Origin of the sequence: uncultured Moraxella sp. (assembly GCF_945873075.1) — a bacterium.
Taxonomy (GTDB): domain Bacteria; phylum Pseudomonadota; class Gammaproteobacteria; order Pseudomonadales; family Moraxellaceae; genus Moraxella.
Genome location: NZ_CAMCBS010000006.1, coordinates 25,689 through 49,363 on the forward strand (window position 1 = coordinate 25,689; position 23,675 = coordinate 49,363).

Below are 23,675 nucleotides of genomic sequence, written 5' to 3' on the forward strand. Positions count from 1 at the left end.
ACAATTGGGCAGAATTTGGATAAATTTTCGGTGGTTATTAAAAGAATTGTCCCAAATTGTCCCAAATAATCTGCATAAAATTAGTGGTAATTTGATAAAAATATCATGGCTAAAATGCCGCAGTGTTAGGGTGAAATTTATCAATGGCGAAAAAACAGGCTTTAGGCTACAATAGCCTTATCAATCATTCAATCAAAGTATTTGGATAATCGCGTGAATTTGCAAACTAGCTATGATATGACCATCGTCGGCGCAGGCACAGTGGGGATGGCGTGTGCGATTGCTTTGGCACAGCGTGGGCTCAAGGTGCTATTGCTTGAGCATAAGTCAGCACCAGTGCAGGCGGATTTTGATCGTCGCCTAGCACATCGTGACGCTCGTGTGTATGCGCTTAATCTTGCCAGTATTGAGCTGTTTGAGTCGATTGGCGTTTGGCAGATGCTATCGCGGCAGGCTGATTATACCCGTATGCAAGTCTGGGCAAAAGATGGGCGTGGTGAGCTGAATTTTGGTGATGGTCGGGCAAAACTTGGCTCAATGGTTGAGCCATCGGTCATTGACTATGCCTTGTGGTGTCGTAGTCAGGCGCAGGATTTGGCGGATCATTTGACCATTTGCTATGATGCACGCCTGTGTGCTGATGGCATGGCGGTAGATGAGATGGCTGATGGGGTGGTATTGCGTTTTCTTCATGGTGGACGACAGCAGTGCGTACGCACATCGCTTGTACTAGGTGCAGATGGTCGTGGCTCGATGGTGCGGCAGGCGGCAGGCATTGGCATTGAGACGCTTGATTATCATCAAACTGCCATCTGCTGTGCTATTCATACTGACAAAGCACATACGCATACCGCACGCCAAGTCATGCTACCGACAGGCACGCTAGCACTGCTACCGATTGCTGATTTGCATGATGATGACGATGGGCGATGGCAGTCGGTGGTGTGGACATTGCCACAGGCGGTGGCGCAGGATTATTTGGCGGATTATCAGCGTGAACCTGATTCACTACGCTTGCGATTAGAGCAGGCGAGTGGCTTTGAGCTTGGGCGGATTTTGGCGGTAGAGTCTGTTGCTAGCTTTGCGCTATCAGCTCAGGTAGCGAGTCGCTATCATCAAGGACGCATTGGGCTCATCGGTGATGCAGCTCATGGGGTGCATCCTTTGGCAGGGCAGGGGCTAAACTTAGGACTGCTTGATGTGATTAGGCTGATTGACTGTCTAGAACGGCGTGGCAATCATCACAATAAGGCACTGCACCCACGACTATTGCATGACTATGAGCGAGCGAGTAAAGGGTATAACGCCTTGATGATGCATAGTTTTTCGCTGATTAACTTTGCTTTTGCATCGGGTGTGGCTGATTTGCACGGTGTCGGTCATCTGCGTAGCGAAGTGATGAATATCATTGGCAAAAATCGCACGATGATGCAGTTTTTTGAGCGTCGTGCCAGTGGTCAATGATGAATTTGGGTGTGATAAGGTATTTTTTAGATTTATCACGCCATTTTATAGATAAATCTATCTTGTCAGGCTTTGTGGATTTGATTTATAATTGGTAAATTTGCAGGTGGTGAAGCTGTGCGCCGCCTTTATTCAATCAACCAAAGGATACTCTTATGTCAATCGTCGCCATGAATGCGCTTGATTTAGCAGGTAAACGCGTTTTAATCCGTGAAGATCTCAATGTGCCAATCAAAGATGGCGTCATCACCAGTGATGTGCGCTTGCAAGCGGCATTGCCAACGCTCAAAGATGCACTAGCGCAAGGGGCGGCGGTGCTTGTGGCGTCGCATTTGGGTCGTCCAACCGAAGGCGAGCCTGAAGCCAAATATTCATTAGCACCAGTGGCGGACTATCTTGCCAAGCATCTGGATGCACCTGTACGCTTTGAGACGGATTATTTGGGCGGCGTGGATGTCAACGCAGGCGAGCTTGTATTGCTTGAGAATGTTCGCTTTAATGTGGGCGAAAAGAAAAATTCAGCCGAGCTGTCTGAACAATACGCCAATTTATGCGATGTATTTGTGATGGATGCCTTTGGTACGGCGCATCGTGCACAAGCATCCACCGAAGGGGTAATCCGTGCGGCCGCAGCTCAAGGCAAAGCAGTCTGCTCAGGTAATCTATTAACCGAAGAGTTATCAGCACTATCTCGTGCACTGGATAATCCTGCTGCACCTGTATTGGCTATCGTCGGCGGCTCAAAAGTTTCAACAAAGCTTGATGTACTACTTAGCCTAGCTGATAAATGCGATAGCATCGTTGTCGGTGGTGGTATTGCTAATACCTTCCTTGCGGCAACCGGTGTTAATGTCGGTGCATCGCTTTATGAGCCTGATTTGATTGATACAGCTAAAGAAATCATGACCAAGACCCAAATTCTACTACCATCAGAAGTGGTGGTGGCTGACAAATCACAAATCGATTTTGAAGACTTTTTGGGTTCGCTTGCCAAAGCGGATGCGGTGGTCAAATCAGTCAATGACATCGGTGATAATGAGATGATTTTGGATATCTCAGAAGCTAGCGCCAATGAAATCGCTAAGCACATCAAGTTAGCAGCGACCATCCTTTGGAATGGCCCTGTGGGTGTGTTTGAAGTGGATAAATTTGGCACAGGCACTCAGATTCTGTCATTGGCGGTCAAAGACAGTGCAGGCTTTAGCATTGCAGGTGGTGGCGATACACTGGCGGCGATTGACAAATATCAAGTGGCAGATGATGTCAGCTATCTATCAACAGGTGGTGGTGCATTCCTTGAGTTTGTTGAAGGTAAGACCTTGCCTGCGATTGCAGCTTTGGCCGAAAGTAACAAATAATTTGTAATAAAGTAGCTAACTTAAGCCATTGTTACTTTTTGTTGCATTTGCTTGATTGTGCTTGTCAAATCAAGCATCTTTGGCTAAACTAAGTGGCGTAAGTAGGTCTGATTACCCGTATTTGGGTAAGCAATCAACAAGAGAGATTAAATATGAAAAAAATCGCATTGGTAGCCCTTGCTGCACTTGTGTTAGCAGCTTGCTCAAAGCAAGAGCAAAAAGCTGAAGAAGCACCTGCGGCACAGACTGAGCAAGTCGCCAAAGAAGCCGAAGCTGCTGCTCAACAAGTCGCCCCTGCACAAGAAGGTGCAACAACTGAGCCTGCTCAAGCTGCAGATGGTGCAGCTGCACAGCCGGAACAGCCAGCAGCTCAAGCCGATACTGCAGAAGCAAAAGCACCTGAAGATCAGCAGTACTGATTAGTACCACTCGTTGTGATTCGATGAGATTGACAGCATCAATGAGCTATGTTCGTTGATGCTGTTTTTATTATTAATGTACAAAAATTTGCACACGCAAGCGATGCAAACAAGTGCAAGTGATGTGAATTTTTGATATAATAACGCTCAAATTAACACGCCCACAGGGCATCTAGGAGAATGAATATGGCATTGGTATCACTACGCCAATTACTTGATCATGCTGGTGAGCACGCTTATGGCTTGCCTGCGTTTAATGTCAATAACTTAGAGCAAATGCGTGCCATTATGATGGCGGCTGACAAGACGGATTCGCCAGTGATTGTACAGGCATCTGCAGGTGCTCGCAAATACGCAGGCGCACCATTTTTGCGCCATCTGATTCTATCAGCGATCGAAGAGTGGCCACACATTCCTGTGGTGATGCACCAAGATCACGGCACAAGCCCTGCAGTGTGTCAACGCTCAATTCAGCTTGGCTTTAGCTCGGTGATGATGGATGGCTCGCTTAAAGAAGACGGCAAAACCCCTGCTGATTATGACTACAATGTTGGTGTGACTCGTGAAGTGGTCAAAATGGCACACGCTTGCGGTGTCTCAGTCGAAGGTGAAATCGGCTGTCTAGGCAGTCTAGAAACTGGTATGGCGGGCGAAGAAGACGGCGTCGGCGCTGAAGGTGTGCTTGACCACAGCCAGCTATTGACTTCAGTCGAAGAAGCTCGTCAGTTTGTCGCTGATACCAATGTTGATGCGCTTGCCATTGCGGTAGGTACATCACATGGTGCGTACAAATTCACTCGCCCACCGACAGGCGATATCCTAGCGATTGACCGCATCAAAGAAATCCACGAAGCACTGCCAAATACCCATCTAGTCATGCACGGCTCAAGCTCAGTGCCACAAGAATGGCTAAAAATCATCAACGAAAATGGCGGTAATATCGGCGAGACCTATGGCGTGCCAGTAGAACAGCTTGTCGATGCCATCAAGCATGGCGTGCGTAAAATCAACATCGACACCGATTTGCGCCTAGCATCGACCGGTGCGATTCGTAAGTTCATGACTGAGCATCCAGCTGAGTTTGACCCACGCAAATATTTGGCAGCGTCAATGAAAGCGATGGAAGAAATCTGTGTTGCTCGTTATGAAGCCTTTGGTGCAGCGGGTAATGCCAGCAAGATTCGCCCAATCAGCCTAGAGTCGATGGTCGGATATTACAAATAAATGATTGGTCTAATCAAAGGACAGGTGCAGTCGCTGAATGCACCTGTTGCATGTATTGTTACCAGTGGCGGTGTTGGCTATGAGATTGAGTTGCCGATACCGTCATTTTGTCAGCTGGTGCTTGGTGCAGAAGTTTGCGTATTTACACATCTATCCGTGCGTGAAGATGCGCACAGCTTGTTCGGCTTTATTGATAAGCAAGACCGCGATGTGTTTCGCAAGCTAATCAAAATCAATGGCGTCGGTGCAAAAATGGCATTAGCCATGCTATCCACGCTATCGGCAGGTGAAATCAAGCGAGCTGTTGAGCAGGATAATGATGTTGCCTTAGTACGAGTACCGGGCATTGGCAAAAAAACCGCACAGCGCATTATCCTAGATCTTAAGGGTAAATTGGCTGAATTTGGCGATGTATCCCCAACAGATGTTGGCGGTTTGTTTGAGTCATCGGATACCATTAGCAATCCAATGCAGGTGATTGCCGAAGTCGAAAGTGCATTGATAAGTCTTGGCTACAAAGAAAAAGAAGCTCAAGCCGCCATCAAAAATGCACAGTCAGATGACACCACAACCACGCAAGCCCTGCTAAAAGCCGCTTTGCGTCAGTTATCGGGATTTTGATGTAGTTACAATGTCTTTGCATTGACTGTATTTTGTATTTAATAAAGCCAAGTAATTGATTTACTTGGCTTTATTTATGTAGATGAAAAGAGTGGGCATTTGTCAGTTAGTTAAAGCTTGTTTGCGCTCTATCATCGATCGAGAGCATCGATAGCAGTGCCTGCATACTGGCTGAACGAGTCAGATTTGGATTGGTGACGACACCCAAATGACGTTGAAGCTCGATATTTTCTGCCATGTCAATTTTGATGAGATCTTGATTGATCAAGGTCTCGGGTAGTACCGACCAGCCCAGACCAACAGAGACCAGCATACGAATGGACTCAAGCGGGTTGGTACTCATCGTCGCATAGGGGCGTAGGTTATGTTTGGCAAATTCAGCCAAAGTAATTTGACTGGTAAAGGTGTTAGCAGCCGGCAAGATAGCAGGGTGGTGTGCGAGCTGTAGTAGGCTCACCTTTGATTTTTGGGCAAGGGGGCTAAGCGTACCTGTCACAAAGTACAAAGGATCACTCCATAGCGTGTGATAATTGAGTCTGCGATCAAAAGTCGGCGGTAGGGTCAAAAAGGCAAGGGAAATCTCGCCTTCAAGCACTGCCTTGTGCGCTTCTTCAGAATCCACAAAACGCACTTCAAGCTGTACGGCAGGATAGGACTGAATAAATCGCTTTAGCACGGGTGCAAGGTGATGTAAGCCAATATGATGGCTTGTACCAATAACCAAGCGACCTGATGCCACTTCTTTGGCGTGCTGTAGGCTAGCTTTACACGCTTCATAATCATCGAGCCAACGACGCACAAACGGTAGCAAATCATGCGCTGCTGCCGTTGGGATGATGCTGCGACCAACGGTATCAAACAGCACCGTGCCAAACTCATCTTCAAGATTCTTGATGCGTTTGCTGACAGCAGGCTGTGTGATGTACAGTTTCTCGGCAGCGCCTGAGATACTGCCTGTTTGCATGACTGCAACAAAAGTCGCAAGATTTGTCGTATTCATAGAGCCATCACTTGTTTTACTGATGTAAATGATATGGATAGCTTAATGTATTCCAAAAAGTTTTGCAATCAAAATTTATAGGAATTATGAAGATAACGACAAGTCTCAACAGTTATTCATGATAGAATTCATGAATTTTATAAAAAACCATCAATAAAGCAGCATAACAAAAGATGCTAACAAGGCATAGTACCAAAAAAGCAATGGCGGTTTGTTCTACGGGTACAGATTTGGCAAGCGGATTGTGCACCATGCCAGTGCCCAGAAATAGCCAGTTAATTGCAATCTGCACCAAAAAACCAACTGCACTGATGCAAGCCGATGCTTTTTCGCTGCTTGATGGTTTTTTGCGGATAATGATAAAGCCGATCGCAAAGACGATGGCGAATAAAACGGCAGAAATTGCATAAATCATGGCAAGATACCCTGTTGCTTATGATTACATAAGTGTAACATAAAATTACTTAAATAGTGGATATAAATGATGAATTGGTTATTTATCATTCCAAAAAGTTAATAATTTAATAAAAAATATAAATTATTATTATGGATTTATTTTTGCTATAATTACGCATATCTATTAAACTATAGCTAATCGAACAAGGCAACACTTGACAATAAACCATCTTGAACGGACGATTGGGAAGTGCTTTTGTTTTATGGTATAATGATTATACCGAATTAGTATAGATTGTTTAATAATTTTTAAATTTACCCAACCATTTAGGAGTACAAAATGGCAGGCAAAACCCTTTATGACAAATTATGGGACGACCATTTGGTCAAACAACGTGATGATGGCTCAAGTTTGATTTACATTGACCGTCAATTATTACACGAAGTAACATCACCACAAGCATTTGAAGGCTTGGAGCTTGCAGGTCGCAAGCCTTGGCGTTTATCGGCAAATGTCGCAACCCCTGACCACAACGTGCCTACATCAATTAAAGAACGTTCTGAGGGCGTAAACGGCATTAAAGACGAAACTTCACGCATTCAAGTGCAAACCTTGGACGAAAATTGCCAAAAATTCAACATTACCGAATTTACCATTAATGACGTACGTCAAGGGATTGTCCATGTCGTAGGGCCAGAGCAAGGCTTGACCTTACCGGGAATGACCGTTGTCTGTGGCGATAGTCATACTGCAACACATGGGGCGTTTGGCTGCCTGGCACACGGTATTGGTACCAGTGAAGTTGAACACGTTTTAGCAACACAATGCCTTGTACAAAAGAAAATGAAAAATATGCTGGTTCGTGTGGACGGCAAACTTGGCAAAGGCGTTACCCCTAAAGATGTGGTACTTGCCATCATTGGTAAAATTGGTACAGCAGGCGGAACAGGACACGCTATCGAATTTGGCGGACAAGTGTTCCGTGATATGTCTATTGAAGGACGTATGACCGTTTGCAATATGGCAATCGAAGGCGGAGCCAGAGTCGGCTTAGTTGCGGTTGATGACAAAACCATTGAATATGTTAAAGGTCGTCCGTATGCCCCAACAGGAGAAGATTGGGACAAAGCGGTAGCATATTGGAATACCTTACATTCTGATGATGATGCACATTTTGATACTGTAATTGTAATGCAGGGCGAAGAGATTGAGCCACAAGTTTCGTGGGGAACATCACCTGAAATGGTCATTCCAGTTACCCAAAATGTACCAACTCTTGAGCAAGCAAAAGACGATGTACAAAAAAATGACTGGACACGTGCTTACCAATATATGGGCTTAACCGCAGGACAATCCCTCGCTGACATCAAGCTTGACCGAGTATTTATTGGTTCTTGCACCAATTCACGCATTGAAGATATCCGTGCAGCGGCTGAAGTCGTAAAAGGACGTAAAGTTGCAGACACGATTAAACAGGCGATGGTTGTTCCGGGGTCTGGTTTAGTGAAAAAACAAGCGGAAATCGAGGGATTGGATAAAATCTTTATCGATGCAGGCTTTGAATGGCGTGAACCGGGTTGCTCAATGTGCCTTGCGATGAATGCCGATAAATTACAAGCAGGCGAACATTGTGCCAGCACCAGTAACCGCAACTTTGAAGGTCGTCAAGGTAATGGCGGACGTACACATTTAGTCAGTCCAGCAATGGCAGCCGCCGCAGCGATTGCAGGGCATTTTGTGGATGTACGAACATTCTAATCAAACCTTGTTAATTGAATGGAATGGGCATTATTTGGCAAAATCAGTAACTACTAAAATCATGGAGTATGCTATGCCAATTTCTGTTGTTGAACAATATTATCAAATGATTGAGCATTTGGATAAGGCTGATAAAATCATTTTGGCTGAAAAAATTATGAATTCAGTCAAGCAAGAATCAAAGCCTTTGAATGATTTATCCAAATTAACACCGCATCCAAATGCAGTCAATGGTAATTCTGATGATTTGGTGAACATCAGTTGGGAAAAGGAGTTAAATCTTGATTTCCCGACATAATATTTATTTGGATACTCATGCTGTCATTTGGCTTTATCTGATGGAGATGGATAAGTTTTCTGATAAAGTGATACACTTGCTGAAAAACAATTATTTATTCGTATCTCCAATGGTAAAGCTAGAGCTGCAATATCTTTATGAGATAAAAAGACTTAATGATTCGCCTGATATGATTTTAAAATCATTGAAACAGAGTATTAATTTAAGTGTTTGCCAAAAATCATGGTTGGATATTGTTAATGTGGCATTGACTTGTGATTTTACTCGTGATGCTTTTGACCGTTTGATTGTTGCTCATGCCATGCTTGATAATAGCATTTTGATTAGTAAAGATAGTAATTTAACTAAACACTATCAACATTGTGTTTGGTAAAATTTAAAAGGAAAATATGATGAAAAAATACACCATTGAAACAGGCATTGTTGCACCGCTTGACCGTGCCAATGTTGATACGGATTTAATTATCCCAAAACAGTTTTTAAAATCCATTAAACGCACAGGTTTTGGCGATAATTTATTTGATGAATTACGCTACCTTGATGAAGGCTATTTGGGTCAAGATATTGCCAAACGTCCAAAAAATCCTGATTTTGTGCTAAATCAAGCACGTTATCAAGGAGCAACGATTTTGCTGACTCGCAGTAATTTTGGTTGTGGTTCAAGTCGTGAACACGCACCTTGGGCATTAAATGAATATGGATTCCGTACCATCATTGCTCCAAGTTATGCCGATATTTTCTTTAATAATAGCTTTAAAAACGGTATGTTACCTGTTATTTTAACCGAAAGCGAAGTTGATGAGCTATTTAAAGAATGTGTGGTTAATGAAGGCTATCAATTAACCGTTGATTTGGAAAACCAAAAAGTTGTTTCACCATCAGGCAAAGAATATCATTTTGAAGTAGATGCGTTTCGTAAACATTGCTTGTTAAATGGTTTAGATGATATTGGTTTAACCTTACAAGATAGCGATAGCATTCGTGCCTTTGAAGAAAAAGCCCGTGCGGATAGACCGTGGGTGTTTAAGGATTTGGCATAATTGGAGCTGATTGATGATTAAAACTGCTGAAATTTCTGAATGCGGTAAATATAGATATCAATTAAAAAGACAATGGGGTTCTGGTAATAATTTTGTACTTTTTATTGCCTTAAACCCATCTATTGCGGATTCTGAAATTGATGATCCAACATTAACTAGATGTATTAATTTTGCAAAAATGCAAAATTATGACGGTCTAATCATGGCTAATCTTTTTGCCTACCGAGCAACCAATCCTAATGATCTAATTGGAGATAAAGATTATTTAATCGGTGCTTTAAATGATGATTGGATACGAAGAAGCATTGAAGAAGTGGATGCTATTGTCGTATGTTGGGGAAATGATGGTGCTTATCTGAACAGAAGTGATGAAGTTCTTGAGATTTTAAAAGAATATCAAGAAATTAAACAGGTTTTCTGTTTGGATAAGAACGCAACTGGGCAACCAAAACACCCATTATATGCGAAAAGTGATAAAGACTGGGTTAAATTTTTTTGAGTAATATAAATTTGTAAGGAAATAACAATGACCAAACACATTGCAATTTTAAAAGGTGATGGTATCGGGCCTGAAATTATCGCTCAAGCGGTAAAAGTGCTGGATAAGTTAATCGCCAATGGCTTGGATGCTAGTTATGAATATGCGGAGCTTGGCGGCTCTGCCTATGACAAATACGGCTCGCCTTATCCAAGCGAAACCCAAGAAATCGTGCGTAAGGCTGATGCGGTGCTACTTGGTGCGGTCGGCTCGCCGCAGTATGACACACTTGAGCGTGCGTTGCGTCCTGAGCGTGGGCTATTGGCGATTCGTAAGGATTTGAATTTGTTTGCAAATTTGCGTCCTGCTATTCTGTATAAAGAACTTGCCAATGCATCCACGCTTAAGCCTGAAGTGGTGGCGGGTCTTGATATTTTGATCGTGCGAGAACTGACGGGCGATATTTATTTTGGTGAGCCACGCGGTATCCGCACGCTTGAAAATGGTGAGCGTGAAGGCTTTAACACCATGAAATACTCTGAAAGTGAAATCCGCCGTATCGCCAAAGTTGCCTTTGAAGCTGCTCAAAAACGCAACAAAAAACTATGCAGCGTGGACAAGGCAAATGTGCTAGAAGCGACCGAGCTGTGGAAAGAAATTTTCACCGAAGTGGGTAAAGACTATCCAGATGTCGAGCTTAGTCATATGTATGTGGACAACGCTGCCATGCAACTGGTCAAAGCGCCAAAGCAGTTCGATGTCGTGGCGACAGGCAATATCTTTGGTGATATCCTATCTGACCAAGCATCCATGCTGACAGGCTCTATCGGTATGCTACCATCAGCAAGCCTAGATGAAAATGGCAAGGGTCTATACGAGCCAAGCCACGGCTCTGCCCCTGATATCGCAGGTCAAGACAAGGCAAACCCACTAGCGACCATCCTATCGCTTGCCATGCTACTACGCTATAGCCTAGCTGATGAAGCACGAGCCAAGCAAGTTGAAGATGCGGTGGGCAAGGTGCTAGAGCAAGGCTTGCGTACTGCGGACATCTATGAAGGTGGCACACAGCTGGTCTCATGTACAGCGATGGGCGATGCGGTGCTTGCGGCTTTATAAGCAGTGTGATTGATTGGATTGATGATATATTTCATCGAAATTAATCACCATCATAATCATAACCCAAAAAAATATCGCCAGTTATCTGACTGGCGATATTTTATTATTCACTGATGTAGCGACTTAATCATTTCTTGAATGAAATATCTTTGATCAAGTAGCCGTCCAATGGATCTTTGTTTGAAAAACCGTTCACATAAGGCTTGATCAGGCGCACGCTGACTGTTGAGAACAGTGGCATGATGGCGGTGTCTTTTGAGATCAAAGTCTCAGCATCTTTATACAGCTGTGCACGAGCTTCAGTGGTGGTATCAGCTTTTAGCGTGTTTGCCATCACAGCGTCATATTCAGCACTGCTGTATTTGCCTGTGTTATTACTATTGCCAGTTTTTAGCAGGTTTAGGAAGCTTGATGGTTCGTTATAGTCTGCACACCAACCTGATAGCGCCAAGGTGAATTTGCCTTGGTTTTTAGTATCTAGGAAGGTTTTCCATTCTTGGTTGATTTGTGCTGCATCGACTGCGCCACCTAGGTTCTGTTTCCACATGGCGGTGACAGCGTTTGACATCAGCTTACCGGTTTCACTCGTTGAGTACAAGAACTCAAACTTCAGTGGATTTTCGGCAGTGTAGCCTGCTTCTGCTAGCAGTGCTTTGGCTTTTTCGTTTCGTGCTGCAGCATCGAGAGATTTCCACTCAGGTGCGGCTTCAAGCATACCTTGGGTGGCGATAGGGGTCAGCTGATAAGCAGGCACATCACCACGCTTGAGTGCGGTGACGATGTTATCACGATCGATTGCCATCGATAGTGCTTCACGGACTCGTGGGTCATTGAGTGGCGCTACCGCAACATTTGGCTCTAGATAGTGCGTACATAGCTTTGGCGCAGTGTGGATTTCGTTAGGAATCTCTTTTTTGGTTTTTTCGATTTGCTCACCTGGCACAGCTGAGATATCGACTTCACCGGCTAGATAGCGGTTGATGCCATTTTGACCAGTGATTGGTAGAAATTGTGCTTTTTCGATGGTGGTCTTGTCATTGGCATAATAAGCAGGGTTACGCACCACAGTGATGTGGCTGCCTACCGCCCATTCGCTCATGGTATAAGCACCACTGACGACGATATTTTTTGGATCTAGCCATTTATCGCCATGGGTTTCGATGGTTTTTTGGTGCACAGGATAGGTTACAGGCAGGGCAAGCATATCAACGAAATATGGCACAGCTTCTGTCAAGGTCACCTGCAGGGTCTTATCATCCAGTGCTTTTACGCCCAGCTGATCAACTGGCATCTTGCCAGTAGCGACGGCATCGGCATTGAGTACTTTGGCATCAGCTAGGTAAGTCGCATAATATGCACCTGTTGCAGGATCGACTAGGCGGCGCAGTGCGTAGGCGGCATCGTGTGCGGTGATGGCATCGCCATTTGACCACTTGGCATCACGCAGGGTGAATGTCCAGACTTTATTGTCTTTGGTTTCCCATTTTTCGGCAAGACCTGGGATGGTTTTGCCATCAGCATCCGTCACTACCAAGCCTTCAAACATCTGGCGAATGACTGCCGAGCCGTTCGTGTCCTGTGATTTTTGTGGGTCAAGTGAGCTTGGCTCAGCACCATTGACGATGACCAGCGTATCTTTATTGGCAGGTAGCGTCTCTGGTGATGCCGTCACAGAACCGCCACCAGAACAGGCGGCTAGGGTGAAGGTGGTAGTAAGCGCCAAGGCAAGCGCAGATTTTGGATACATCATTGTAAAACATCCTTAAGAGCAAATGGTATCAATAAAAAATTGATATGAAAAACACATCAAACCCAAAAATTTTTGATAAGTTTGACGGTGAAATCTTAGCAAATGATTGTTATTTGTCAAGACAATATTTTAGAATTTGGCATAATATTTTGTATCTGACAGGCGGGTGTGGCAGCTGCTTCAATCGTCATGATAAATTTGTTATACTATTACACTTTCTGCAATTTTCAAATGATAATGAGAATTTTATGCAAAAACGTGATTAAGTGATTGAAATTTTGTCAAAACGATTTATAATATGTCAATTGATAATCGTTATCGTTTTTATTTGTATTTTTAAACAACAATAATTCGCTTGCCAAAATTTGGGCAACGGTATGACTGATGGGTGCATTCGTGTTGGATTCTGCAAACAAGATTAAGGGTGTGGCGCTCGCTGTGGCTATCGCTTTGCATGGCGTGGCAGGCTTTGGCGTGGCAAATATGCAAATCAAGACTTTGACACCGCCAAAAATCACACCGCCTTTAGAAGTGGAATTTATCAAACCTGAGCCAAAGCCTGAACCCGAAAAAATCATTTTAAATAACCTTGAGTCGCCTGAACCTGTCGTGGTCAATCAGCCTGTTCAACAGCAGGTAGCACGACCACAAACAGCGGGTGCAGCACCTACCCAACAGAGCGAATTAGAAACCAAGAAAGCTGTTACAGAGAAAAAAACACAGCAAGCCAACGCATCAAAACATACAGCATCCACCAAATCTGATAACAAGCCAGCGGATGATATTGCTAGCCAACAAGCCCAGCAAGCGGCTTTTGAAGCTGAGCAGCGACGCTTGGAACATGAGCGTCTTGAACGAGAACGGCTTGAGCGTGAAAGATTGGAGCATATCGCTCGCCAAGAGCAACTAGAACGAGAACGCTTGGCAAAAGAGCAGGCGCAAAAAGAGCAACTCGCCAAAGAACAAGCGGAGCGTGAGCGTAAACAGCGTGAAGCACAAGAAAAAGCACGAGCCGAAGCTGAAGCCGCGGCACGCCGTCAAGCTGAGGCAGATGCTCTTGCCAAAAAGCAAGCCGATGAAGCTCGTCGCCAAGCCCAACAGGGGCAGGGTCAAGGCAATCAAGGCAATGGCAAAGACAAAAAGAACGATGATGGCAAAAAAGGCGGTAAAGATGACAATAACCAAAAAGGTGAAATCATTTCGGGTCAAAACCTAGGCTCGATATCCAATGCCAGCTGGATTCGTAAGCCAAACTTTAATGGCATTCATTCTGATGAAATTAAAGGCAATGTCAGCGTTACGGCGACTTTGACCATCGATGCCAAAGGGTCAATCACAGGTGTCAGTGGTGTCTCCACAGGTGACCGTGAACTTGATAAACAAATCATGCGTGAGATTCGCCGAGCCAAATTAAAGCCATTTAAGCAAGGCAATAATACATTAACAGGCACGGCAACTTATCCAATTTCTATTAAATTAAGTAATTAAAGGTAACTAACTATGGATTTTGCATTTTATTGGTCGCATACTGATGCGGTGAGCAAGGCATTGTTTTTTGTGCTATTGGCATTGTCGGTGGCATCGTGGGTTGTGGGCATTATCCGTGTGCTCAATTCCAAGCGTCTATCGGGCACGATTGACAAATGCCTATCGGCGGCGATGGCGGATGTGTCGGTAGATGGCTTGGATTTTAACAAAAAAAAGATGATTACCGAACAAAAGCTACTTCAGCACATTGCCCGTTTTCGCTTTGAGCTCGAAAAAGGCTTGCCAGTGCTTGGAACGACGGCATCGATTGCGCCATTTATTGGGCTATTTGGCACAGTGTGGGGTATTTTTCATGCGCTACACAGTATCGGCAAAAGCGGACAAGCAGGTCTTGCACAAGTAGCAGGCCCTGTGGGTGAAGCGCTGATTATGACAGGTCTTGGCTTGGCGGTGGCGATTCCTGCGGTGATTTTTTATAATATCGCTGTACGCATCAACAAAAAAGCCCTGCACATCGCCACAGATACCGCACATCAAATCTTGGCAAAAACGGCACAATAAGGGGGCGATATGGCGTTCGAGCTTGGAGATCATGACGATCAAGGCATGAATGAGATGAATCTGATTCCGCTCATTGATATCATGCTTGTGCTGATGATTATTTTTCTTGTGACAGCGACGGTGCTCAATCCGACCGTGCCACTGGATTTACCAAAAACTGCTGCCAGCGTCAATGATGCACCGCCACAGGTGCTACAAATTAGTATTGATGCAGATAGCCAAATCTATTGGGACAAAGAGCCAATCAGTCTTGATGAGCTCAATCGTCGATTTGGCAAAGAAGTCAAGCAGGGCAACAATCCACAAATCAATCTGCGTGCTGATAAGTCGGGCAAATATGATATGGTTGCCCAAGTGCTTGCAGTGGCAGGTGAAGCAGGGTTAAAAAAGATTGCCTTTGTCAGTGAATAATGATTGGCTCTATAAAGATATGCTCAATCAAAAAAACCGCAGTAAAAAAGCCACAGTGTTGTGGCTTTTATCTTTTAAAATATATTCAATAGCTATATATCAAATAAATCGGATAATTTGGCTTATACAACCAAGATACCCCGTTCATTCATGGCAATCTGCCAAGCGTCAATATGGGTCGGCTTGCCAAGCCAAGTAACGATGATACCGTGGCGGATTTGTTGTAGGGTGTGAATCTTACGCAAAATCCCCCGATCAGGCGGTGTACTGGTATCAATGCCTAGATACAGCTGTGCATCATGGCCATCACACTCATTAATCAGCGCTGTCAGTTCATCACGAGTATCCACCACGCCTGCATCACTAAGTACGGATAATGTCATCACATGGTCTGTATCAGCACGCTCAAGGGTGGCTTTGATCAGTCGCTCATGCGGTGTATCACTGATAGGGTGTATTGGCGTGACATTTGGCGCTTGATAATCATCATGATCAATGATGGTCTGGCTAAACTGTGCCATCAGTGCTTGATAATACGGCTGATTGGTATCGGTGCGGATGCTGACGACAGATTTGAGACGACAATACAGATACGCCATCAGTCGGGGTAGCAGCCCATACAGCACAAGGCAGGCAAGTACAAGATAAGCAAACTGCGCCGGCGTGCCATCGCTCGCTGTCGGCAGAATCAGCCCAAGCTTGGCAGGTAGATAGCCAATCACAGCTAATAGTTCATAAAAATGCGCATCAGTGAGCAGTGTTGATTCAAAGCCAAAGCCATAGCGACGAAACAAGAATAAGCCAAATAAGCCCACCATACTACCCACCAAGCCCGATAGCCAAGCGCCATGCATGATGGTGGATAGATACCATGATTTGATAGGGCGAATGTTATCAAGGACGACACCAAGTGCTGTTTTTTGGGCGGTTTTGTTCGCCGTGTGATTGCTTGATAACACACCTGATGCGATGGGACTTTGTAGGATAAGCTTATCAAAAAAGCTGGTCAGCAGTGAGTGCTTGGGGCGAGCCAACCCAATCAACCACCACAGCAAAGACAAGCTATGCCAGCCCAATAACGCCACCAAGACATAGAAAAAATTGACCACACTACTTGCCAAAATCCCAGCAACACCCACCATGCCAAGCACAAAATACACGATATAAATCAATCGCTTGGATGATGCTATCATCTGATGCGTGCTAGTGATGACATCAAGCAGATGTCCGTCGCTGTCGATTTTTTCGGCACGGATAAATAGCTTGTCATACGCAGAATGATGGTCGCCTTTGAGCGTGTCGGTGACAAGCTTTGGGTCTTGGGCAAAGATAAAATCCTGCGCTTCAAGTCGGCGAATCAACTCTAAGCGTTCGTGTTCTTGGGGTGTCTTGGGTGTGGTCTGAGTCATAGTAAGCGATGGTTTGGCTTAAGTTTGGGAATTGGATTCAAGCATGGCAAGCTCACGGCTGAGTGCATCCACTCGTGCTTGTAGCTCATCATCGGCACGCACGGCAAGCTGTTTGCCTAGTTTTTTGATTTGGGTGCGTAGCTTGGCGGCGGCGATGGTGTTTTTGGCGTTTTGGGCATCGATGGCTTGGCTTGGTGCTGTATTCATGACATTGACCATCTGTGATTCGATGGTGCTGACGACAGGCTTTGTGCCATCTTCGATGGTCTTGGCGACACGGTTTAGATGCTTGTGATAACGCTGGCGTAGATGTGCTTGTTCTTTTTGGCGGGTGTTATCGTCGATATGGCGTGGATGTTCGACCAAATCAATGCAGTCCACAGGGCAAGGCGCAAGGCAGAGTTCACAGCCTGTACACAGCTCGGTGATGATACTGTGCATATGCTTAGCGGTGCCGATGATGGCATCGACAGGACAGGCGGGAATGCACTTGGTGCAGCCGATACAGTCATCTTCACGGATGATGGCACGCACTTCGATTGGGCGATGGCTGACTGGGTCAATTTGCCATTTGCTTGGTGTGGCAGGTTGTGGCTCGACATTTAGGATGCTTGCAATGCCATCACTGACAGCTTGTCCACCAGGTACGCATAAGTTGGGCGCTTCGCCTTGTATAACGATACCATGTGCATAGGGCAGACAGCCGTCATGATGACCGCACAGACCGCACTGGGTCTGGGGTAGTAGCGCATCAATCTGTGCGATGCGGATACGCTTATCATCACTGAGTGTCGCTAATGCCAATGGCTCAAATAAAATCGGCAAGTCGTCTAATCGGGTGGTGCAATCGGTCATAAGATTTTTAAATTTAATTAATTAATACTAAGCTAGTTGGGCGAATTAGCAAAACGGGTAAATTGGACAAGATGGCAGATTTATCAAAGCTAGTCATCTGTGGCAACGGGCAGATACCGCTGTTTGACAAGGCTAATCAACTCATGGGCAATCGTACCTACCGCAGGGATGGGTGGTAAATTATCCAAATCAAAAAACTTGGCATCACTAATCTCACCTGCCTGCACACGGATAGCGCCACTGTGATATTCAGCGATAAAACCTGCCATCAGATTGCTCGGATACGGCCATGGCTGTGAGCTGATGTAGGTGGGAGCATGGATATGGATGCCAACTTCTTCAAATACTTCACGGTGCACGCCCATTTCAAGCGTTTCGCCTGCTTCAACAAAGCCTGCAATCAAGCCATAGACGCCTTTTTGGCGGTGGCGATGATGTAGCGCAAGTAGTATCTGTGGCTTATGCGTATCAGGGCAATGGCGAGTGATGGCGACGATGATACACGGCTGTACACGGGGGTAGGCGTGATGACGGCATTTGGGGCAGACTTTGGCGTGCTCGCCGTGCGCATGGGCGTGTGTCGGCGTGCCACAGCGTGAGCAGTAACGATGGTCATTTTGCCATTGTACAAGCATAATCGCACGGCTTAGTGTATCAAGGCTTGAGCCATCGAGTGTGTTTAGCAGATTGCGAAAGCTTACAGCTTTTAGGTTTTGGACATCTTTGGTGTCAAAGCCATCGCCAAATCTCATCATCAAGCCAAGCTGACAGGCGTGCTCGCTATCAATCACATGGCTGACAGGGTGCTCGTGGTGCTGTGCGATGGTGCTTGGGCTGTCATTGTGCGATTCGTTATAGCCAAGATGGATGGCGTATTTTGGGGTATTTGCCAAGCTTAGCACAAAGGGCGTGCCATCAGCATGACAGACTAGGCTGTCTGCTTGTATGACCCATAGGGTGATGCTCATTTGAGCACCTCTGCTCGCCATGCACTATCGGCATCGTTGTCCGCTTGGGATGCGACGAGCAGATTGGCAAGATTGGCTAAATTATGAAAATGCAATTCTTGATCGCCTGCATCAGCACCGCCATCATCATCCATCGCAAGGCTCATCTGACCTGCGGTCATCGCCAGATACACTTCGGCGAGAATCTCGGAGTCCAGCAAAGCCCCGTGGAATGTACGGTCTTTTTGACCGACGCCAAGACGAGCAACGAGCGCGTCTAGGGTATTTTTTTGTCCAGGATACATCTGCCGTGCCATCGCAAGGCTGTCAGTGACTTGAATTTCATCCAAGAAATTTGGTAGTCCTGCTTTTTTGAATTCCATATCCAAAAAGCGCATATCAAAGCCTGCATTGTGTGCGATAACTTCGCTACCTGCCATAAAGTCGTACACCGCTTGGGCAACTTCAGCAAATTTTGGCTTATCAGCGACAAACTCATTGCTGATGCCGTGAACTCGGATAACATCATCATCCATTTGCTTTTCAGGATTGATATACACGTGCAGTTTGTTGCCGGTAAATTTACGACCAATCAGCTCAATGATACCGACTTCAACGATGCGATCGCCATTTTGGTCATCAAAGCCGGTGGTTTCTGTATCCATGATCAACTGACGATTGGCGACGCCTTTATTGACAGGGCGTGGCAAAATTGCCCAAAAATTAGGATTGGCACGAGATGTATCGCCGTCATAATCAGGATTTTGTTCGGTATTATAATCGCTTAATTTGGGCGCGGGGCGTGATTGCTCACTGGGCAAATCCACAGGTGGCGTGCTATGATTTGCCACAGGTTCTGCTAAATCATACATGGGCTGAACGGCACTAGCACTACCTGCTTGAGAAAAATTTGACAATCCTTGAGCGACGACCCATGATTCACCGCCATGAGCAGGATTGCTGATAAATTCATCCCCTTGACCATCGACGCCGAGATTGGCAAGCTTGTCCGCCGTCTCATTGCCTGCGTGCCCTGCATGACCTTTAATCCATTGCCAGTCGATTTGGCGGTTTTGACTAAGTGTATCAAGCTGTTGCCATAGCTCAAGGTTGAGCACCGGTTTGCCATCGGCTTTTTTCCAGCCACGATTTTTCCAACCGGTAATCCAGCTTGTGATGCCATCTTTGACATAGCCTGAATCCGTCCAAATCTGTATCGGCAAGTGCGCAGGCGTGCTTTGTAGTGCGGTAATGGCCGCCATCAGCTCCATGCGGTTGTTGGTGGTGTTCGCTTCACCGCCCCACAGATTGCGTACATCGCCTGTATCATACTGTAGATGCACGCCATAGCCACCGGGCGATACGGCATTTTGTCCATTGCCTTTGCAGGCGCCATCGGTATATGCAATGATTGGATAAGTCATAAAAATCGTTCGTGTCAATGATTGTAGCAAATGTGCCTATTATAAAGCATTGCACCGCTTTATGCGAATTTCTGCACAGTTTTATGATGGCTTTGGCGTATCAGTCCGTCTGATGTAGATTCCACATTTATTTTTGTGTGGGTGAATGTGGTATAATGGCAAATTATTCATCCATTTAGCATAATTAGCACAAAGAATCATGACATCAACCATCACACCTAGCCATCAGTTTCGCCGTGTGTTTCACCCCAAGTTTCTACACGCCCCAAAATCTGTCAGCATCTGCCATGATGACAGACCGCTGTATCTTGAGATTGGCGCAGGCAAGGGCAAGCACGCTGTGTTATTTGCAACTACCAATCCTGATAAGCGATTGATTGCGGTTGAGCGTACCAGTGAGAAATTTAGTGCATTTGACAAATTAAGCCATGCTAATTCGTTAGATAATCTTACCAATATCCATGCTGATGCGATTGCGTTTACGGTGCATTTTATTGAGCCTAATTCTCTAGATGGCGTGTTTATCCTGTACCCCAATCCCGAACCGCATAACAAAAATCAGCGATGGCTGAATATGCCGTTTTTTGAGTTTTTATTATCTCGGATGAAAGTAGGGGCGACGATTACTCTAGCCAGTAACATCACTGAATACATCGATGAAGCGGTAGAATTGCTTGATACTGTATGGTGCTTACCTTATGTCAAGCAGACCATCGCCAAGTCATCGGCTCGCACGCATTTTGAAATTAAGTATCTGGCTCGAGATGAGCTGTGCCAAGAGATTATCATCACCAAGCCTGATGGCTATCGCACTCGTTTTGATGATGTACCTGCAATGTCTTTATAAAGCGACTTTATAAATCGTATTGATAAATAAGTAAAATTAAATTATTGGAAATGGTATGACTCAGGCAAGTGTGGCGATTATCGGTGCAGGGGCGGCAGGGCTGATGGCGGCAGAAGTGCTATCGGTTTATGATGTCGATGTCCATGTATTTGACCAAAAACCCACCGCCGCACGCAAGATTTTGATGGCGGGTAAAACAGGTCTAAACATCTCGCACAATGAGCCGATGGCGGAGTTTGTCACTCGCTATACGCCGTCTGATTGGCTTGCGCCTTTTGTGCAAGCATTTGGTGCTGATGACATCCGTGCATGGATGGCATCGCTTGGTATCGACAGCTACGTGGGCTCGACAGGGCGAATTTTTCCTGTTGAGATGAAGGCATCCAAGCTTGTGCGCGCATGGCTAAATCGCTTGCATGATAATCAAGTAAAATTTCACTATCGCCATCGCTGTGTTAGGATGAATAATCGTGTGCTTGGCTTTGAAGTGCTGGATAATAAAGGCAATATTATTGAGCGATTTGACCAAGTATTTGATGCGGTGATATTAGCATGTGGTGGTGGCTCGTATGCATATCTGGGTAGTGATGGTGCATGGCAAAGATGGCTAAGTGCTGATGAGCTGACACCGCTGTATGCTAGCAATGTCGGTGTGTTACGCAGTTGGTCGGCGTTTATGACTCCTTTATATGGCGAGGCTATCAAGCGTGTGCGTGCATGGGTGGCTGATGATGACGGACATCAAGGTGATATTATTATCAGTCATTATGGACTAGAAAGCGGACTGATTTATAAGCTTAATTTCGCCATGCGACAAGCGATGGATAGACATCAAAACTTCACCCTATATTTGGATTTATTGCCTGATAAATCAGCTGATTTTATTTATAAAAACTTAACCAAAAATAAGAAACAATCACTCAATACGGCGCTCAAAAAACTCGGGCTTGATGTTGTTAAAATTGCACTATTGCGAGAATGTACGCATAAAACCGACTGGTCGGATTTATCAAAAATGGCAATGCACATCAAATCGCTAGCCATCAGCTGTACAGGATTTCGTCCGATGGATGAAGCCATCAGCACAGGCGGTGGTGTCAAGCGTATGGCAGTGGGGGATGATTTACAATTAACATCCCATGCAGGCATGTTCTGCTGTGGTGAGATGCTTGACTGGGATGCACCAACAGGGGGCTATTTATTGACCGCTTGTTTTGCTACAGGGCGAGCGGCGGCGATGGGTGTGGTAAAATATCTAAATGTTCCATCTGATACTTAGGATTAAAGCTAAAAAAATGGCTGAATGATATCAGCCATTTTGCAGTTTAGATAAACTTCCCAACCAACGCATCACTATCCGTCCGTGCATCGAGTGCCACAAGTAGCGCATAAGCACCGATAAATTTACGGCTGATAAACATCATTTCTTTTGGTGGTAGGCTAAATTCTAGCGATTGCATCCCGTCTTTGGCTTTTTGCATCACACGGGCGTATAGGTCGCTACCAACCCAAATATAGCGTCCGTCATCGTCTAGATGCGGATGCTGACCGTGAGCCACTTGATTGAGCGCCGCCGCTTTGGCAAAAGGCTCACACGCCATCAAAAAGACATCCGCCATATCTGATTTTGGCTTACCGTTAAGTTTATCAAAAAAGTCATAACCTGTCATCGCATCCATCATCATGGACTTGTCTTGATAAAATCCTGCACTGATTAATCCTCGAGCAATGCCAAGCAGATGACTATCAAACTGCTTAATCGCCCCAAAGTCCAATAAGATAAGCTTATCAATGCCATCTTCAAAGCGTACTAGATAATTCCCAAAATTTGGGTCAGTCTGCATCTCACCCCACTCAAACAGCTCACGGATGACTACTTCGATGGTGGCTTGACCTAGGGCGTTTTTGCGGGTTTGGGGCAGCTGTTTTAGGCTGTTATCATTGAGCGATACACCATGCTCAAAGCTCATACAAATCAAGCGTGGCGTGCTATAGTTATCATAAATCGTCGGCACGACATAGCGGGCATCATCAGCCAAATACTGGGCAAATCGCTTGGTAGTATTGGCTTCTAGGGTATAATCCACTTCACGATGTAGTAGCTCGCCAATCTCTTCAAACCACGCATCCAGTGCTTTGGTCTGTGGTACAGCATTGGTAATTTTTAATAAATGCTTAAAAATTGACAAATCAGCGTCAATCGATGCTGCCACACCCGGATATTGCACCTTGAGCACGACTTCACGGCCTGAATATTTGTGCACGGCTTTGTGTACTTGGGCAAGGCTTGCTGTACCAATCGGCGTACGGTCAATCTCAAAATCCGCCACTCGCTCACCAAGTTCACCCTTTAGCGCATCATAGATGATATGCCAAGCCAGTGGTGTGGTGCTGGCATCGAGCGTGTGTAGGGCGTCAAGCACTTGCGGTGGCAAAAAATGCTCGCCATACAATGCTAGCATCTGCCCGACCTTGACCACCGAGCCTTTGAGCTTACCAAGCTCGCTCACCAAATAATCCGCCTGCTCTTGGAGTAGGGTGTGCTTGGCATTGGCTCGCTGTTCTTGGCTCATAAACAGGCTACCGACGCTGGATTTTGCCCAATTTTTACCGATATTGAGCGAAGTTTTGGCGATAGACAGACGGCGAGATAGGGGCGTGGTTTTTAGCTTATCGATTGGCTGGGTCATTCGTGTTTGATTTTATAATGAAAAATGATGGCTTATTATAGCAAAAATTCGCCTGTATCGCTATGATGTCGCTACGATTGCTATCTTTTAGATGGTTTAAAAAAAGGGATAAAGCAA

The 23,675-nt window shown here is 45.3% G+C and carries 24 protein-coding genes; 16 read left to right on the forward strand and 8 right to left on the reverse strand.

All coding sequences use genetic code 11. The features are described 5' to 3' along the window. Positions 1–213 precede the first annotated feature (213 nt). The 5 genes from Q0N89_RS03235 (at position 214) to ruvA (ending at position 5,086) form a co-directional block, all read left to right on the forward strand. Positions 214–1,464: an FAD-dependent oxidoreductase gene (locus Q0N89_RS03235; RefSeq protein WP_294033359.1), complete on the forward strand. Its 1,251-nt coding sequence runs from the start codon at positions 214–216 to the stop codon at positions 1,462–1,464. Between the two features lie 155 nt (positions 1,465–1,619). Next, a complete protein-coding gene (locus Q0N89_RS03240) occupies positions 1,620–2,822 on the forward strand; it encodes a phosphoglycerate kinase (RefSeq protein WP_294033360.1) in 1,203 nt (400 codons plus the stop codon). A gap of 152 nt (positions 2,823–2,974) precedes the next feature. Then, positions 2,975–3,241, forward strand: a complete 267-nt coding sequence (locus tag Q0N89_RS03245; RefSeq protein ID WP_294033361.1) for an entericidin — start codon at positions 2,975–2,977, stop codon at positions 3,239–3,241. 186 nt (positions 3,242–3,427) lie between these two features. Continuing rightward, positions 3,428–4,465: a class II fructose-bisphosphate aldolase gene (gene fba / locus Q0N89_RS03250; protein ID WP_078253560.1), complete on the forward strand. Its 1,038-nt coding sequence runs from the start codon at positions 3,428–3,430 to the stop codon at positions 4,463–4,465. Further along, entirely contained in the window at positions 4,466–5,086 is a 621-nt protein-coding gene (gene ruvA, locus Q0N89_RS03255; protein WP_294033362.1) for a Holliday junction branch migration protein RuvA, read from the forward strand. Positions 5,087–5,192: 106 nt separating this feature from the next. Here the strand turns inward: ruvA and Q0N89_RS03260 are convergent, their stop codons facing one another. After that, positions 5,193–6,086 carry a LysR family transcriptional regulator gene (locus tag Q0N89_RS03260; RefSeq protein ID WP_294033363.1) on the reverse strand — a complete coding sequence of 298 codons (894 nt, stop codon included), beginning with the start codon at positions 6,084–6,086 and terminating at the stop codon, positions 5,193–5,195. A 112-nt stretch (positions 6,087–6,198) separates the two neighbouring features. Then, positions 6,199–6,501 (reverse strand): hypothetical protein, encoded by a 303-nt coding sequence (locus Q0N89_RS03265; protein WP_294033364.1) that lies wholly within the window; start codon positions 6,499–6,501, stop codon positions 6,199–6,201. Positions 6,502–6,822: 321 nt separating this feature from the next. Between Q0N89_RS03265 and leuC the strand changes: the two genes are divergently transcribed. Genes leuC through leuB form a run of 6 tightly spaced genes read left to right on the forward strand, consistent with a single transcriptional unit; the run spans position 6,823 to position 11,176 of the window. After that, positions 6,823–8,241 carry a 3-isopropylmalate dehydratase large subunit gene (gene leuC, locus Q0N89_RS03270; protein WP_294033365.1) on the forward strand — a complete coding sequence of 473 codons (1,419 nt, stop codon included), beginning with the start codon at positions 6,823–6,825 and terminating at the stop codon, positions 8,239–8,241. Next, positions 8,225–8,539, forward strand: a complete 315-nt coding sequence (locus tag Q0N89_RS03275; RefSeq protein WP_294033366.1) for a hypothetical protein — start codon at positions 8,225–8,227, stop codon at positions 8,537–8,539. The genes leuC and Q0N89_RS03275 overlap by 17 nt, the downstream gene beginning before the upstream one ends. Then, a complete protein-coding gene (locus Q0N89_RS03280) occupies positions 8,523–8,912 on the forward strand; it encodes a PIN domain-containing protein (protein WP_294033367.1) in 390 nt (129 codons plus the stop codon). The genes Q0N89_RS03275 and Q0N89_RS03280 overlap by 17 nt, the downstream gene beginning before the upstream one ends. Positions 8,913–8,931: 19 nt before the next feature. Beyond that, positions 8,932–9,579 (forward strand): 3-isopropylmalate dehydratase small subunit, encoded by a 648-nt coding sequence (gene leuD / locus Q0N89_RS03285; RefSeq protein ID WP_294033368.1) that lies wholly within the window; start codon positions 8,932–8,934, stop codon positions 9,577–9,579. Positions 9,580–9,592: 13 nt separating this feature from the next. Then, a complete protein-coding gene (locus Q0N89_RS03290; RefSeq protein ID WP_294033369.1) occupies positions 9,593–10,078 on the forward strand; it encodes a DUF1643 domain-containing protein in 486 nt (161 codons plus the stop codon). Positions 10,079–10,105: 27 nt separating this feature from the next. After that, entirely contained in the window at positions 10,106–11,176 is a 1,071-nt protein-coding gene (leuB, locus tag Q0N89_RS03295) for a 3-isopropylmalate dehydrogenase (protein WP_294033370.1), read from the forward strand. 127 nt (positions 11,177–11,303) lie between these two features. On the opposite strand, the gene Q0N89_RS03300 is transcribed toward leuB, so the two are convergent. Then, the gene (locus Q0N89_RS03300; RefSeq protein WP_294033371.1) at positions 11,304–12,926 is read right to left on the reverse strand and encodes an ABC transporter substrate-binding protein; all 1,623 of its coding nucleotides are present in this window, start codon (positions 12,924–12,926) and stop codon (positions 11,304–11,306) included. 384 nt (positions 12,927–13,310) lie between these two features. On the opposite strand from Q0N89_RS03300, the gene tolA reads away from it, so the two are divergent. The 3 genes from tolA to Q0N89_RS03315 are packed head-to-tail and all read left to right on the forward strand — an operon-like array spanning position 13,311 to position 15,386. Then, positions 13,311–14,414: a cell envelope integrity protein TolA gene (tolA, locus tag Q0N89_RS03305; protein WP_294033372.1), complete on the forward strand. Its 1,104-nt coding sequence runs from the start codon at positions 13,311–13,313 to the stop codon at positions 14,412–14,414. A gap of 12 nt (positions 14,415–14,426) precedes the next feature. Further along, entirely contained in the window at positions 14,427–14,975 is a 549-nt protein-coding gene (locus tag Q0N89_RS03310; RefSeq protein ID WP_294033373.1) for a MotA/TolQ/ExbB proton channel family protein, read from the forward strand. Between the two features lie 9 nt (positions 14,976–14,984). Beyond that, positions 14,985–15,386, forward strand: coding sequence for a biopolymer transporter ExbD (locus tag Q0N89_RS03315; RefSeq protein ID WP_294033374.1), 402 nt, complete (start codon positions 14,985–14,987; stop codon positions 15,384–15,386). 122 nt (positions 15,387–15,508) lie between these two features. On the opposite strand, the gene Q0N89_RS03320 is transcribed toward Q0N89_RS03315, so the two are convergent. The 4 genes from Q0N89_RS03320 to dnaQ all read right to left on the reverse strand — a co-directional run bounded on the left by Q0N89_RS03320 (position 15,509) and on the right by dnaQ (position 20,021). Further along, positions 15,509–16,795, reverse strand: a complete 1,287-nt coding sequence (locus tag Q0N89_RS03320) for a DUF2868 domain-containing protein (RefSeq protein WP_294033375.1) — start codon at positions 16,793–16,795, stop codon at positions 15,509–15,511. Positions 16,796–16,813: 18 nt separating this feature from the next. Continuing rightward, a complete protein-coding gene (locus tag Q0N89_RS03325; protein ID WP_294033376.1) occupies positions 16,814–17,650 on the reverse strand; it encodes an RnfABCDGE type electron transport complex subunit B in 837 nt (278 codons plus the stop codon). A gap of 89 nt (positions 17,651–17,739) precedes the next feature. Then, positions 17,740–18,618, reverse strand: a complete 879-nt coding sequence (nudC, locus tag Q0N89_RS03330) for an NAD(+) diphosphatase (RefSeq protein WP_294033377.1) — start codon at positions 18,616–18,618, stop codon at positions 17,740–17,742. Next, positions 18,615–20,021, reverse strand: coding sequence for a DNA polymerase III subunit epsilon (gene dnaQ, locus Q0N89_RS03335; protein ID WP_294033378.1), 1,407 nt, complete (start codon positions 20,019–20,021; stop codon positions 18,615–18,617). The genes nudC and dnaQ overlap by 4 nt, the downstream gene beginning before the upstream one ends. Positions 20,022–20,220: 199 nt before the next feature. Between dnaQ and Q0N89_RS03340 the strand changes: the two genes are divergently transcribed. Both Q0N89_RS03340 and Q0N89_RS03345 read left to right on the forward strand, forming a co-directional pair. After that, positions 20,221–20,868, forward strand: a complete 648-nt coding sequence (locus Q0N89_RS03340) for a DUF938 domain-containing protein (RefSeq protein WP_294033379.1) — start codon at positions 20,221–20,223, stop codon at positions 20,866–20,868. Between the two features lie 55 nt (positions 20,869–20,923). Continuing rightward, complete coding sequence (locus tag Q0N89_RS03345; RefSeq protein WP_294033380.1) at positions 20,924–22,147, forward strand: TIGR03862 family flavoprotein; 1,224 nt, start codon at positions 20,924–20,926, stop codon at positions 22,145–22,147. A 46-nt stretch (positions 22,148–22,193) separates the two neighbouring features. Here the strand turns inward: Q0N89_RS03345 and Q0N89_RS03350 are convergent, their stop codons facing one another. Next, positions 22,194–23,558, reverse strand: coding sequence for an AarF/ABC1/UbiB kinase family protein (locus Q0N89_RS03350; RefSeq protein ID WP_294033381.1), 1,365 nt, complete (start codon positions 23,556–23,558; stop codon positions 22,194–22,196). Positions 23,559–23,675: the final 117 nt, after the last annotated feature.